At 66.5% G+C, this 13,051-nt stretch carries 14 protein-coding genes and 1 tRNA gene; 6 read left to right on the top strand and 9 right to left on the bottom strand.

The features are described from left to right. Positions 1-192: 192 nt before the first annotated feature. Entirely contained in the window at positions 193-696 is a 504-nt protein-coding gene (locus tag OXU32_18080; GenBank protein ID MDE0075864.1) for a hypothetical protein, read from the bottom strand. Beyond that, entirely contained in the window at positions 693-1,442 is a 750-nt protein-coding gene (locus OXU32_18075) for a DUF5671 domain-containing protein (GenBank protein ID MDE0075863.1), read from the bottom strand. Before OXU32_18075 ends, OXU32_18080 begins: the two co-directional genes overlap by 4 nt. 8 nt (positions 1,443-1,450) lie before the next feature. On the opposite strand from OXU32_18075, the gene OXU32_18070 reads away from it, so the two are divergent. After that, positions 1,451-2,056: a TetR/AcrR family transcriptional regulator gene (locus OXU32_18070; GenBank protein ID MDE0075862.1), complete on the top strand. Its 606-nt coding sequence runs from the start codon at positions 1,451-1,453 to the stop codon at positions 2,054-2,056. A gap of 81 nt (positions 2,057-2,137) precedes the next feature. Here OXU32_18070 and OXU32_18065 read toward each other — a convergent pair whose 3' ends face one another. Next, the gene (locus OXU32_18065) at positions 2,138-3,304 is read right to left on the bottom strand and encodes a 6-bladed beta-propeller (GenBank protein MDE0075861.1); all 1,167 of its coding nucleotides are present in this window, start codon (positions 3,302-3,304) and stop codon (positions 2,138-2,140) included. 248 nt (positions 3,305-3,552) lie between these two features. Here OXU32_18065 and OXU32_18060 point away from each other — a divergent pair, with 248 nt between their 5' ends. The 3 genes from OXU32_18060 (at position 3,553) to OXU32_18050 (ending at position 6,241) form a co-directional block, all read left to right on the top strand. Then, entirely contained in the window at positions 3,553-4,743 is a 1,191-nt protein-coding gene (locus tag OXU32_18060) for an acetamidase/formamidase family protein (GenBank protein ID MDE0075860.1), read from the top strand. Positions 4,744-4,763: 20 nt separating this feature from the next. Further along, positions 4,764-5,204, top strand: a complete 441-nt coding sequence (locus OXU32_18055; protein MDE0075859.1) for an SRPBCC family protein — start codon at positions 4,764-4,766, stop codon at positions 5,202-5,204. Positions 5,205-5,275: 71 nt separating this feature from the next. Beyond that, positions 5,276-6,241 carry an alkaline phosphatase family protein gene (locus OXU32_18050; protein ID MDE0075858.1) on the top strand — a complete coding sequence of 322 codons (966 nt, stop codon included), beginning with the start codon at positions 5,276-5,278 and terminating at the stop codon, positions 6,239-6,241. Between the two features lie 69 nt (positions 6,242-6,310). Here OXU32_18050 and OXU32_18045 read toward each other — a convergent pair whose 3' ends face one another. Both OXU32_18045 and OXU32_18040 read right to left on the bottom strand, forming a co-directional pair. Next, a complete protein-coding gene (locus tag OXU32_18045) occupies positions 6,311-6,529 on the bottom strand; it encodes a type II toxin-antitoxin system HicB family antitoxin (protein ID MDE0075857.1) in 219 nt (72 codons plus the stop codon). Beyond that, on the bottom strand, positions 6,507-6,707 hold the full coding sequence (locus tag OXU32_18040) for a type II toxin-antitoxin system HicA family toxin (protein MDE0075856.1): 201 nt from the start codon (positions 6,705-6,707) through the stop codon (positions 6,507-6,509). The genes OXU32_18045 and OXU32_18040 overlap by 23 nt, the downstream gene beginning before the upstream one ends. A gap of 213 nt (positions 6,708-6,920) precedes the next feature. Between OXU32_18040 and OXU32_18035 the strand changes: the two genes are divergently transcribed. Next, positions 6,921-8,927, top strand: coding sequence for a procyclic acidic repetitive family protein (locus OXU32_18035; GenBank protein MDE0075855.1), 2,007 nt, complete (start codon positions 6,921-6,923; stop codon positions 8,925-8,927). Positions 8,928-8,929: 2 nt separating this feature from the next. Here OXU32_18035 and OXU32_18030 read toward each other — a convergent pair whose 3' ends face one another. The 4 genes from OXU32_18030 to OXU32_18015 all read right to left on the bottom strand — a co-directional run bounded on the left by OXU32_18030 (position 8,930) and on the right by OXU32_18015 (position 11,534). Continuing rightward, the gene (locus tag OXU32_18030; GenBank protein MDE0075854.1) at positions 8,930-9,433 is read right to left on the bottom strand and encodes a hypothetical protein; all 504 of its coding nucleotides are present in this window, start codon (positions 9,431-9,433) and stop codon (positions 8,930-8,932) included. Positions 9,434-9,450: 17 nt separating this feature from the next. Continuing rightward, positions 9,451-9,843 carry a hypothetical protein gene (locus tag OXU32_18025; protein MDE0075853.1) on the bottom strand — a complete coding sequence of 131 codons (393 nt, stop codon included), beginning with the start codon at positions 9,841-9,843 and terminating at the stop codon, positions 9,451-9,453. A gap of 337 nt (positions 9,844-10,180) precedes the next feature. Next, complete coding sequence (locus tag OXU32_18020; GenBank protein ID MDE0075852.1) at positions 10,181-11,203, bottom strand: hypothetical protein; 1,023 nt, start codon at positions 11,201-11,203, stop codon at positions 10,181-10,183. 247 nt (positions 11,204-11,450) lie between these two features. Next, a tRNA-Ser gene (locus tag OXU32_18015) sits at positions 11,451-11,534 on the bottom strand. A gap of 267 nt (positions 11,535-11,801) precedes the next feature. Here OXU32_18015 and OXU32_18010 point away from each other — a divergent pair. Continuing rightward, on the top strand, positions 11,802-12,836 hold the full coding sequence (locus tag OXU32_18010) for a lyase (GenBank protein ID MDE0075851.1): 1,035 nt from the start codon (positions 11,802-11,804) through the stop codon (positions 12,834-12,836). The last annotated feature ends 215 nt before the right edge of the window (positions 12,837-13,051 follow it).

Genomic DNA, 13,051 nt, shown 5'->3' with positions numbered 1-13,051 from the left:
CGCCCGCTCGACCGGTTCTCCAGAACGCTTGCGTCACGGGGGCGTCCATAGATGATGGTGTGCGCGCCGGTGATCATCGTCTTTCCCATCGCCTCCTCGGTCCGCTGAAGTCCGACTTGATCTGTGTACACATACCGGACACCCTCCAGCGCCGGGTCGTTCCGGGTTGGGAGCCCCGCTCCCGCCCCCGCCTCACCGCACCTGCAGTTCAAAGCACTGCCGTCCGCTGCCGTGTGTCCGCAGGTCCCGGGGATTGAACTGCCCGGTGACCGGACCGTCGACCCGGATCCTCGCCGCCGCATGGCAGCCCTGGCAGCTCATCTGAACGGCCGGGGGGACTGTGGCCGGCTCTCCGGGCCCGGAACGGGACTCCCCATCGAAGGTTGCGCACACCTCGTAGCGCAAGCTGTCGAGCGCCGCGTATCCGTAGATCTCCGAGCTCACGGGATCGCGGGTGTTGACCCTCAAGCCGGGGGCGGCCGTCAGATCGTCCAGGGACGCCGGCAGCCGCGAATGTCGAGACCAGTAGAGGTTGCTGGCCGCCGCGATTCCGTGCAGGTCCGCAACGCGCCGAGCGTCGATCCGGCGCTCGCGCTCCTGCGCGGGAGATCCAAGGAGTACCAGCCCGAACGCCACCGCCGCCACGACGGCCGTTGCCGAGGCCGCCAGCGCGATGGATCGCGGCGAGAGGTTCATGCTGCCACCTCCTCCTTGCGCACGTCGCGCAGGAAGTACCCGAACAACAAGCCGGTGATCGCGCCGACAGTGAGGACCTTGAGGGTGAACCGGACCGTCAACTCGCCGCCGAGCAGGTTGTAGACGATGCTTGTGACCACGCCGATGAGGGTGGCTGCACCCAGGAACAGTGACAGGTACGTCAGCGACTGCCGAACTCGCGAAAGCCGTCGACCCGGGTCTTTGCGGACAGCGCGATCATTCGTCCAGAAGACGAAGGCGAAGACGGGGAACGTCGCGACGAGGAAGGAGATCGACCACCGTATCTCCTCTCGCGCCGCCTCCAGCGCGGCTCCAGGATCCAGGGCAGGATCGGGAAATGCCTGATGGATGAACGCGAAGATGAGGCTCCCCAGGCTGACCGCGCTGGTGTACAGCGTGCCGAAGAGAACGAGATAGACGAAGGCCTCCCGAGCGGACAGGTAGGGTGCGGGGCGGGGGACGGGGATCGGAAACGCAACATCGGCGAAGCCGCCCAGGGCGCGTCGAACCTGATCTGGCGGCCAACCGGCCTCGTGAAGCACCTCCTTGAGTCGCTCTCGAGGCAGCCCCTGCTCCAGGCCTGCCTTCAGGAATCCGGAAATCTGCTCGTTAACGGACATGTGGCAGTTCCTCCTTTGAGTGGTCGATTCGGGCCTGTTGACGGCGTCAACATAACCCGTGACGTTGACGATGTCAACATTGCCGATCACCTTCGACGCGGTCACCTTTTGGCATGACCCTCGACGGCAGCGCGTATCACCACGGAGACCTGCGGGCGGCACTGCTCGCGGAAGCCGCCGCGATGATCGACGAGGGAGGGACCTCGAGTGTGACGATGCGCGCGATCGGGCGGCGCCTGGGCGTATCGCGGTCCGCACCCTATCGCCACTTCGCGGACAAGTCCGCGCTCCTGGTTGCGGTCGCCGCCGCCGGTTTCGACCGCCTTCGAGACCGCCTGGAGGCAGTGGCTGCGGGAGCCTCGGGCGCAAGGATCGGGCGGCTCCGGCGGGTCGGCGAGGAGTACGTGCGGTTCGCGCTCGAGAACCCGGGGCACTATCGCCTGATGTACGGTAAGGAAGCGATCACCCGCGAGGACCGACCCGAGCTCCGCGAGGCCGCGAACGCATTGTTCGACGAACTCGTGCGCATCGTCCAGACACACCAGCAGGGCGGAACCATCAAGCGACAGGATCCCCACTTGCAGGCCTACGTGGCATGGGGTGCCGTGCATGGTTTGGCGTCACTGCTGATCGAGGGGCAGATCCTCACTGCGGTGGACGTCGATGGACTGATCCGGCAGACCACCTCGACACTCCTGGAGGGGATGCGAGCCGATTGAGCGCCCGAGAACTATGGTGGCGCTACGGCCGTCAGTCTGCCTGCCGGAACTGCAAGCGCCGCAGCTCCTTCCGAAGGTCCGTCACGGGCGTGCCAGAATCGCCACGCGCTGAACGTCCAGTTCGTCTCTGGCGACTCCGTGGAGCTTCCCGCCTGCGATCGCGCGAAGGGAGAAGCGCTCGGGAAGAATGACTTGTCGGCGAAGGGGTCCCTGGAGGTCTACTTCGGTCCAGTGCTGGCGCTCGTCCCCATGGACCGCCCCCTGTGCCCACACCTTGCCGTCGTCCGAAACCAGCAGACTGGTGGCCACCGACCAATGACTCGGCCAACCTTCGAAGGTCACCCGCCCTCGAACGCTCGGATTATCCCTCCGAAAGTCGGCCTCGACCCGCTCCCGGTCCGCCCCGGTCACCGGACGCCCCGCGATGCCCATCGCGACCGAGTCCACCGAGAGCTGCGGGGTATCGGCCTCCATCTCCGGCGGGTCGGGCACCGTGAAGACCGAAATCGTGCCCGTGATTCCGTCCGCCACCACGATCGCGCTGTCACCCATGGTCGTCCAGGCGCCGGCGGCGCCGAAGCCCGTCCTGAACAGCGACATCGTGCCCGCCGCCTGCCACATTACACTGCTGGCGTGCAGACTCGCGATCGTATCAGACCGGCTGGACCCGGCGAACCCCACGGTCACATGAACATACGGATCGCCCCCGACGCCACTGGAACTCATTGTGTAGCTTGCAGCCGCGGCATAGACCGTGACGCCGTTTCGCAGGACCGCCAATCCGCCCGAAGGCACGACCGGGCCGCTCACGCGCCGAGTCTCCAGATGCTCGCCGTCAAGGGTGAATAGACTCACGCGCACCTGCCGCATATCGGGTATCGTAACCACCGAATCGACGCGCATCGCGCTGGGCCAGAGCAGCTCGCCCGGGCCGTTTCCCTGCCGCCCGAAGGCGACGACAAGGCGACCTTCGGTGTCGAACCGGAACACTCTCCTCTGGCCCGCATCAAGCACCCACAGGCCGTCGTCCCGGATCACCATCGCTCCAATACGATTGAAAAACCCGCCCTCGAACTCTGGTGGGATCAGCGTCTCCACGGGCCTGTCGGAGAGGTCGACGACCGGAAGCTGGGCCGTCGCTTGCGTCGTGGCGAGCAGGACGGCGACGCAGGTCAAGAGAACGCTGTCTGCATTCCGCAGCGCCCTGCCCGGTTTCGGCTTCCGCACCCGCTCGATCAGAGTAGTCATCTCTTGCTTCCTCTACATCCCCGCCGCTCCGGTGCCGCAATTCTGGCGCAGGTGCCTTCAGGACTTCCCGGCAGGAATGTCCTAAGACTTGTCGATGTAACGGCTTCGATGGTGGACCGCCACTGCGGGAAAGCGATTGTCCTCCTAACTTGAGTCTGCGATACCAGGGCCCGAACGCCGCGAGAGCGGCTGCACCCCGGCTGCGTCGGTCGAACCAGGAGGAATCCGAAATGTCGCATCATGTGCCCATGAAAAACCATTGGATACCGCAGCTTGTGGCTCTTGAGTTTCTGACTCTGGCCGCCGCCTGTGTCGCGCCCGCGGACGACGCCGCGAGCAACGCAGCGGCCGGCAGTTCCGATGCCGCCACCACCCAGCCCGTCGAGGCCGACCACTTCGTTCCCTCGACCCCGGACAACGTGACCTGGGGCTGGTTTCCGATCGACAAGGAACCGGTGCTGCGGGTGCAGTCCGGAGAGACCGTGCGCGTCAACACGCTGACCTCCGCGGGAGCGACCCAGGACGAAAACCCGGCCGACTTCCTCACCGGCCTCGGCATCCCGCGCGAGGAGGTCCACCAGGACGTGCTGGACTTCTGGGCGTCGCGCGACGGGCGGCCTCGCGATGTGGGCGGCGGCCACCTCATCACCGGCCCCATCCATGTCGAGGGCGCGGAGCCGGGGGATGTGCTGGCGATCGAGATTCTCTCCGTCGAGACGCGCGCGAACTGGGGCATCAACAGCACGGGCGCGCGCAGCGGCGTGTTCTCGACGTCGTATCCCGGCTTCCGGGAGGGTGACCCGGCGCTGGACATCCCGCCGGAGAGCGGCCGCCACGTGATTCACACGGGCATGGCGGACGGCGTTGAGGTCGCGTTCCTCGCCGACGACATCCACGTGCCGCTCGAACCGTTCATGGGCGTCATGGCCGTGGCGCCCGAGGATCCCGTGATGGGTCAGCCCGGCGTGACCACGCCCGGCGTCCAGGGGTCGACACCGCCCGGCGCGTTCGGGGGCAATCTGGACGTGAAGCACCTGAAGACCGGCACGACCCTGTACTTGCCCGTCTTCCACCCCGGAGGCCTCTTCTACGTGGGCGACCCGCACGGCGCGCAGGGCGACGGGGAGGTGAGCGGCACGGCCATCGAGCAGTCGCTCACGGGCACCTTCCGCCTCTCGGTGCACAAGGACCGGTCCATCGAGTGGCCGATGGCCGAGAACGACGAGCACTACATCCTGATGGGCATCGACATCGACCTGAATCGCGCCACGCGACACGCCGTCCGGGCCGTCGTCGATTTCCTCGTCGAAGAAAGGGGGCTCACGCCTGCGAAGGCGCTCTCGCTGGCGAGCATCGCGGTTGACTTCCGCATCAACGAAGTGGTGGACATCACGCAGGTCGTCTCGGGGTTCATCCCCAAGAGCGTTTTTCTGCGGTAGGGGCTGCCGGACAACATCTCATGAAGGCCGAAGCAAACGCACTGCGCCAGGTCCGCACCGCGGCCGCGACCCCCGACCAGGTCTTCGAAGCTTGGACAAGCAGCGGGATGATGGAGCGCTGGACGCACCCCGACCCGACCGCGGGCGTAGAGGTGGATGTCGATCTGCGCATGGGCGGGCGATATTCGATCCGGCTGGAGGTCGACGAGGGTCACGTCACGGCCCACGGCACCTACCGGGAGATCGACCCGCCACGTCGACTCGCCTACACCTGGGGCTGGCGGGAACCGCACCCGATGAGAGCGGAGACGTTGGTGGCGGTGGAATTCGTACCGGCAGGGGGGGGGACCGAGATCCGGCTTTCCCATGAGGGGTTTCCCACGCCGAAGGACAGGGATGGGCACGAAGAGGGATGGAAGATCTGCCTGGAGCGACTTGTGGACCTGGTGAGCGAGCGATGACCGCGGTGGTTAACCCGCCTGTCAGCCACGTCGAGAGGGCCAGATGCCGCCGGAGGGTTGGATCGGGTTTCGTGAGGCCCTTCCGGGCATCGCGCGCGGTTGCGCTTCTCCGTGGCCTTGCGCTCGCGGCCGCGCTCCTCTGCGCCGCCTCCCCGAACGCGGCCACCGCCCAGACCACCCCCAAGGTCCTCCTCATCGGCATCGACGGCGTGCGGCCGGACGTGCTGGCGGAGGTGCCGACCCCCAACATGGACGCCCTCGCGGCGGGCGGGTGGTATACGGCGGAAGCGCGCACGACCACACCGTCCGTCAGCGGCCCGTCGTGGTCGTCGATGCTCACCGGGGTGTGGCCCGAAAAGCACGGGGTCACGAACAACAACTTCACCGGCCGCGACTACGATCGCTGGCCGAGCTTTCTCACGCGCTTGGAGCGGCAGCATCCGGAGTTGAACACCTTCGCCGCGCTGGACTGGCTGCCGCTGGTCGATGTGGACGGGCTGTCGCTGGCCGAGCTTGACGGCGGCGGTCCCGTGCTTCCGGCCTCCCTCGACACCCGCGTCGTGCTGAACGGCTACGACCTGGGCTGGGCCGAGGCCGACGCCGAACTCACCGCGCAAGCGGTCGGCCATCTCGCCACCGCCGATCCCGACGCCATGTTCGTCTACCTCGGCAATGCCGACGAAACCAGCCACGAACACGGCTCTATCGGCACGGAGTACCGGGACGCGATCGCGCTGGCCGACCGGCATGTGGGCATGCTCATCGACGCGGTCCGGGCCCGGCCCGGCTACGAGAACGAGGACTGGCTGGTGCTCGTCAGCACCGACCACGGCAGGCTCGCGGACGGCAGCCACGGTGGAGATTCACCCGAGGAGATGATCATCTTCATCCTGGCGAACGGCCCTGCCACCGCCACCTGGCCACCGCCCGGACCGGCCTTCATCGTGGACTTGGCCGTAACGGCGCTGGACCACCTGGGTATCGAGATCGACCCGGCATGGGAGCTGGATGGAAGACCGCTGGGGAGGCCTCGCTAGCCGCCTGGACGTGCCTTCCAGGCAGGATCCAAAGAACGAACCGAACGTCCGACCTCTGCCGCATCGTTCCTATGACGCGGAAGGCACCTCAACCAACCTCACTGCCGTCTGTGGTTCCGGAATCGGATTCCCGCGTTCTCGCAGCGACTCCAGGTGGTAAGCGACCGCCTCGCTTATCAGCTTCTCGGTTTCCTCCTGGGAGTCCCCGGCGGCAACACAACCGGGCAGGTCCGGAACGTAGGCGGAGTAGCCGTTGAGGGTGCGCTCAATGACGATTGCGTATGTCACGGTGCTTCTCCTTGTCGAGTCCGGCCTGTCTGAGAATACTCTTCCAGGTTCCGGGGGCCAAGTCCTTGCTCATTCTACCTGCAATGGTTACGGCTCCCGGCTTGACCGGATGCCAGTAGTGACGGTGGCTGCCACGCGTTCTCGCCAGGAACCAGCCATCGGCTGTGACCAGGCGCATCGATCCATGGTACTTCTTGCGGCTCCAAACGCTTAAGGCATGGGATGGCGATGCGTTTCGCGCGCACCGTCGCACGCCATGACGACCGGCTGCCCGAGGCCGAAACCTTCGGGTTGGCGAAACGTACGCGAGCCCGTGCACGCGAGCCCGGCAACCAATATGAGGAGGATAGTCGCAGTGACTATACCAGGTACAGTTAGAAAGTCCGTTTCATTGTACGCGGGACATCCGGCATCCCGCAGCCTGCTCCTCGCCGGATTGCTCGCGGGCGCCCTCGCATCCGCGGCCGCGCCTCTCGCGGCTCAGCAACTTCGCTACAACCTTCGTCCCTCCGTCACCTGGACCGAGTGGGACGAGTCGCTCGGCCTCGGCAAGGCGCGCTCCCTGGGCGGCTCCGCGGGACTCGGGTTCGGAGAGCATGTGGACCTTACGGCCTTCTACCGGAAGAGCGACTCCCGCTCGACCCACCTGTCCGGCCTGCCGTTCACGGCCGGCATGCGGACGCCCCCGGCCGATCAGCAACTGGACATGGATTCCTGGGGAGCCGAGGTGTCCATCGGGCTCGCCAGGGGCTCGCTGGTGCCGGTGATGATGGGCGGAGCGGGCATCCTGCGGTTCCGGCCAGAGGCGGGCAGCGACATCCAGCGCGTCCAGCTCAGGTACGGAGCGGGACTGCGGACGCGGGTGCTGGATCTGTTCGAAGGCGAAGTGATGGTGGAGCGCAGCAGGTACTATCTGGATCCGCTGGAGCTGGCCGCACCCGTGTCCGTGGGGGATGCGGCGCTTCGCGAGGATCCGGGTGCGGGCGCCCTGCGCCGGAATCTGGCCCTGCGTGTGGGGCTGATGCTGCAGCTCGGCGAGCCCGACTACCCCTCATGGTCGGATCGGTATCGGGCCGGTGACCGCCGATTCCGATCCCCATCGTCCAGTGCCGCGGTGCTGTTCGAGCCATTCGGCGGCGCACAGGCCTTCGATCCAGCCTTCGGCATCGACGATCAGGCCATTGCCGGCTTCCGCGCCGGCTTCGAACTCGGGCCTTCCGTGGGGCTGCGCGGCTTCTACTGGCGGGGCGTCGATGACCGCCACGCATGGGAGGACGGGATCAGGGGGTACGGCGGGGAAGCGCAGTTCACGCTGGGTGGCCTCGCGCTGTTCTCGCCCCATCTGCTGGCCGGCGCGGGGAGGATGGAGTTCGGCCCGGAGCTGGCTTCGCATGGGGGAAGCATCCCCGCCGACCGCACGACGCTGATCGTTGGAGGGGGCCTCGATCTTGGACTGGGCCGGCACCTGCGGCTGACGGCGGCCGCGCGCGACTACATCATGTCGAGGCCTGACCTCGATGCCGCTGCCGTGGACTTCGAAGACGTCAGGGATCCCCGTGACCTCGTCCATAACTGGCAGATGTCTGCCGGCCTGAAGATCCTTGTGGGAGGCGGCAGCGGTCCCCGCCGTCCGGACTTCGGCCGGGACGACCTGGCGGAGATGGAGGACCGCCTGGCGGAACGGGTGGACGCGCGCCTGGACGAGATGGAGCGAAGGATGGAGGAGACCGCCCGCGCCGAAGCGGCCATCCCCGTCGAGGTCGAGCCACCCGATGCGCCTGTGATGCCGGTTGAGCCCGAGGTGGCGCCTCCGTTGACCGGACCCGAGCCGGCACCCATCGAACCCGAGATCGAGCCCGCGCCCGGATTCGAGTTTGACCCCGAATTCGAGTTTGACCCTGAACCAGTCGAGCCCGAAACCGGCTTCCGGGAGCAGGTCTTCGGTGACAGCCGCCTCGATCCCGCGCTCGGCTTTCCGGCCCGCGAACTGCGCCCCTACACGGGCGTCCTGGGAGGACCTCACACCCAGTGGATCTTCGGCGTTGCCGCGGACTGGGGCCCGAGCGATCACCTGACGGCGTTCAACTTCGTCCCGGAAGCGTCGCTTTCCCTCGGGCAGGGGAAACCCAGCTGGCTGGTGGCCGCCAACCTCCAGTACCGGCCGCCCTGGCTCTACCAGCGCGACAGCTGGTGGATCAGTCCCGTCACCTCGTTCGGTCTCGGGGTGCTGAACCAGGACGGCTCGGAACTCGTGCTGAACGCCTCCTGGGGCGTGAACGTCCAGCTCTCACACGTGCGCGCCGTCTCGGATGAGCCCCTCAACCTCTACATCGCGCATCAGGGCATCGACCTGTTCAGGAAGGAGCGGCTGATCCTGGGGATGAGCGTGGAGAGATAGCGTCAGCCGCCGTCGAGAGTCTCCATCTCTCCGTAGACACCCTCGAGGCGAGCGAGAAGTCCGGCGTCGAGGCCCTGGGGATAGCGGGCCAGGAGTCGCAGGCGTTCGTGGGTTTCCGGGTCCAGGCTGACTTCATCGAGCACCAGGGAACGGGCCTCGGGGGGTCTGGGTGGTCCGAGGCTGAAGAGAAACGTCCAGGCGCTGTAGTCGAAGCCGTCGGCATTTGCGAATTCGGCGGTCCGGATGCCGGTGAAGGGAATCCGCGCCAGCCTTCCGGCCATGCCGTGCTGCGGAACCCGGTCGACCAGGACGATCAGTGCGTCGTCCTCCACAGCCAGAACCTCTGCCTGCATGGGGTCGCCTCCCACATCGAGAACCGAAGCGATGCCCGCGGGACGGGTAGCGGGCGCCAACTCGCTGACCTGCGGCCCATAGTAGGGAATGCAGGCCGACATCAGCAGGCAAACGATACCCGCACGGATGAATCGGTGTTGAAGGTGCGCCATTCTCGCCTCCCGGGAGTTCATCTTGCAATCAGCAGGGCTACAGCCCCCGCCGCGAGCCCGAACAGCGTGCTCAGTGCATTGTAGGCGATCGTCTTGTCTCCATCGATCACGGTACGGAAGCGTTCCAGCGCGGCGACACTGTCCCGCGCGATTTCGGAAACGGAGCCGACCGGACTGAGACGAATATCGTAACGGTCTCCGTTGCCGGTGACCCACGCCTCCTCGATGGTGACGCCTTCCGGGAACAGGACCGTGGATCCGTCCGCCAGATGGGCCTTCACCGACGACGGGATGACGCGCGGCGAGACATCGAGCGCGACGGCATCATCCATCGCGATCGCCTCGTGCCTGAGAGCGGTGGCGCTCATGCACGAGGCGCCGGCTCCAATCACCAGCAACGTGCCGAGCACGGCGATGCGTCGCCTGCGGAGTTGGAGGGTGCGCGCGAAAACCGAAGACCGATCTGGAACTCTCATTGACGTTGCCTCCTTCTCCAAGCTATTCACGCGAGGGTCGACCCCTTGATTGCCGCGACGGTCGTTTTCGCAAGGGTACACTCGCTACTGACTCCGAGCCCGCGGATCGGGTTGTCTCGCGCCCGGTCCTCGTTGTTCCGAGGGTTAAGCGTTTGGACCCCGGTGAACTACCATGGCGCGGCGACCGGTCGGGCAGGTCACTCAACTGGTGAGGAATCGTCCGGCCGATCGTCAGCCCGTCAGGAGGCGTTTCGACGGACCGGTCGATCCATCAGGAATCGTCCAGCGAACCCTCGAGCCATTCCGCCCAGGCTTCGGAATCGGCGCCGAAGTCTTCACCGCTCACGGCCTTCAGGAGGTCGATCGCGGGTTGGCGCGTGATCTCGTGCTGCGCGCCGACATGCGCGAGCAGGAGGTCGGGTGCTTCGCGGATGAGCTGCTTCCCGAACGCGGGTTCGATCCCGGTAGCGGCCAGGACTTCGATCACCGTCTTGAAGGCGAACGGATTGGTGCCATCGAGCACCGCCGCAATCGGTTCACGCGCCGCATCCCACTGGACGGGTCGGCTACGCTCCATCTGAGCCAGGCTCCCGAGCACGGATGTTGCCGCGCCGGACACCTGCCCGATGGGATCGATTGTCGCCGAAAGCAGGTCGTGCCAGACCGCGTCGTGTTCGCCGAAGTTGACGAGGAGCGTCGCCGCGATTGCGCGCGATGACCACGAGTCGGCGTTGGCGAGTAGCCTGTGGGCCAGAAGCCGATCCTGCTCGCTGTCTCTGTCCGCGATCAGTTCCCAGACGCGCTCGATGGAGGTCAGGTCAGCGCCGAAGAGCGTGGCAAACTTCCGCGCGGTTTCCGGGTCATTTCGCAGATCGAACAATTCCCGGGCCATGCCCAGAGTCCCGATGTCTTCATCGGCTACGGACGCCAGGGCTTGCCACGATTCCGGCAGGTCGATGCTCTCGCTTCCCTCGGGTCGGTACCGGACTCGAGCCCGGTCTTCGATGCCGATAATGACCGTGTATCGTTCGGACCTGGATGTAGTCGACTGGAGATAGCCGAACACGCCGGCATCGGCGAAGCCGAGTTCGAACCTCATGGTGGCCGCGCAGGCGCTCAAGGGTTGGCCGGGCGCCGTCTCCCGGATCGCATCGAGCAACCCCTGCGGAGTCCAACGCTCCAGCCCGATGATTTCGACGGGTCCCTCCGGCCCCTCGAGGACCTGACCGACACCAGGTGACGCCGTCACGGCAAGAAGAATCGCCACGCGAGGAATGGATCGCAGGATCGCCACGGTTGCACCGCCTTCTTGAAGTGCTGGTGAGTAGCCGCCCAGACAGCCGCGTCGCCATGCGATCGCCGTCCGCCCGACGGGAACTTCGTCGCCTAAAGCGCGCAATGCCGCTTCCCGCGTCCTACCGTCCGCAGTCCATGATGGATCCCGGCGACCCTCGGACGAGCGCGACCGGGGTGGGATTCGCAACCGAGGCTCAACCTTGGGTTCGAATAACACCCTCTCCGGCGCGAGCGCTGCTCGCGAGCGGAGGGGGTGGGATTCGAACCCACGTGGGTAAAGACCCGCCGGTTTTCAAGACCGGTGCAATTAGCCGCTCTGCCACCCCTCCATCTCCGCAAGATAGAAACCGCAGCGACCCGCTTCAACGCCGGATGAACGCCATGTGTCCTTGCAAAGCGAAGGACGTGGGCGAGGCGGGGCGTTTGCGTGGGCGAAGTGACGTGTGGCACGAGCACGGCACGAGTGCGGAATGGATGGGAAACGCACACGCCCCACCTCCTTGCCCCGTCCCCACCCGAACCTTCGATTAAAGCTGTAGTCCGAAGCATCTCAACGTGTGCAGAACATCTCCGAAACCCGGCGGGAGGGCCGAGTCATGAAATCCCTTTGCAGTGCGATGGTAGCGGTGTCCCTGATGTTGCTGGCGGCCCCTGTCAGCGGGTTTGCTCAAGAGAACGACCCGACCCTGGAGGAGTGGGTGGTGCCGTGGGAGCAGAGCCGGCCCCGTGATCCGTACGTGGCCCCCGACGGCCGCGTCTGGTTCGCCGGCCAGCGGTCCCACTACGCCGCGGTCCTCGACCCCGAGACCGGCGAGATGGAGAAGTTCGACCTGCCCGACGGCGCCGGCCCGCACACCGTGGTGGTGGCCGACGACGGCATGGTCTGGTATACCGGCAACCTGGTGGGCAACCTCGGCCGCCTCGACCCCGGGACGGGCGACATCGAGATCTTCGCCATGCCCGACGAGCGCGCCCGCGACCCGCACACCTTCGCCTTCGACGCCGCCGGCGACCTCTGGTTCACCGTCCAGGGCGGCAACTTCGTGGGCAAGTTCTGGAAGGAGAGCGGGGAAGTGCGGCTGGTCGAGATGCCGAACAATCCCGGCGCGCGCGGCGGGTCGACCCGGCCCTACGGCCTCAAGATGGACTCCCGCGACCGGCCCTGGGCGACCCTCTTCGGTACCAACATGCTGGTCATGGTCGACCCCGAGAGCTTCGAACCCACCTACTACGAGCTTCCGGAGGGCGCGCGCCCCCGGCGGATGGTGATCGACTCCAACGACATCGCGTGGTACGTGGACTATGCGCGCGGCTTCCTGGGCCGGGTCGACCCGGCCACCGGCGAGGTCACCGAGTGGGCCAACCCGAGCGGTGGCGATGCGCGCCCCTACGGCGTGGCCATCGACAACGACGACCGGGTCTGGTTCGTCGAGACCGGCGTCCAGCCCAACATGTTCGTGGGCTTCGACACGCGCACAGAGGAGTACATCAGCTCGGTGGCGGTCGAGAGTGGGGGCGGGACCATCCGCCACATGTACTACGACGCCGACACCAACGTGGTCTGGTTCGGGGCCGACACGAACACCATCGGCCGGGCGGTGCTGCCGCCTTCGAGGCCGGTCAGCTTTTAGCAGCCCGTGGACGAACTCCGCCCGGCATTCGAGCGGCGATGCATCCGCGCTGGATCGCTTCGCTCTGCGTTGCTCTTCGGCCCAATAGCCCTGCTATTCGGCCTTCAAAGCGCCTTGCCAGCGCGGCGCCTCGCCGCTCTCGGTGCTCGCGCGGATTCATCCACGGACCGCTAGGCGTCCGCGGGCTGCGGGACGCCGGACGGATCGGCCGGGTC

The organism is Gammaproteobacteria bacterium (assembly GCA_028819075.1).
Lineage (GTDB): Bacteria > Gemmatimonadota > Gemmatimonadetes > Longimicrobiales > Gaopeijiaceae > BD2-11.
This window is presented reverse-complemented; position numbering and strand designations above follow the sequence as displayed.

Bases quoted from the DNA above. Each gene is read 5' to 3' on its own strand.
- OXU32_18080 (MDE0075864.1), bottom strand. From the start codon at position 696: ATGAACCTCTCGCCGCGATCCATCGCGCTGGCGGCCTCGGCAACGGCC.
- OXU32_18070 (MDE0075862.1), top strand. From the start codon at position 1,451: ATGACCCTCGACGGCAGCGCGTATCACCACGGAGACCTGCGGGCGGCA.
- OXU32_18065 (MDE0075861.1), bottom strand. From the start codon at position 3,304: ATGACTACTCTGATCGAGCGGGTGCGGAAGCCGAAACCGGGCAGGGCG.
- OXU32_18060 (MDE0075860.1), top strand. From the start codon at position 3,553: ATGAAAAACCATTGGATACCGCAGCTTGTGGCTCTTGAGTTTCTGACT.
- OXU32_18055 (MDE0075859.1), top strand. From the start codon at position 4,764: ATGAAGGCCGAAGCAAACGCACTGCGCCAGGTCCGCACCGCGGCCGCG.
- OXU32_18040 (MDE0075856.1), bottom strand. From the start codon at position 6,707: ATGCGCCTGGTCACAGCCGATGGCTGGTTCCTGGCGAGAACGCGTGGC.
- OXU32_18030 (MDE0075854.1), bottom strand. From the start codon at position 9,433: ATGGCGCACCTTCAACACCGATTCATCCGTGCGGGTATCGTTTGCCTG.
- OXU32_18010 (MDE0075851.1), top strand. From the start codon at position 11,802: ATGAAATCCCTTTGCAGTGCGATGGTAGCGGTGTCCCTGATGTTGCTG.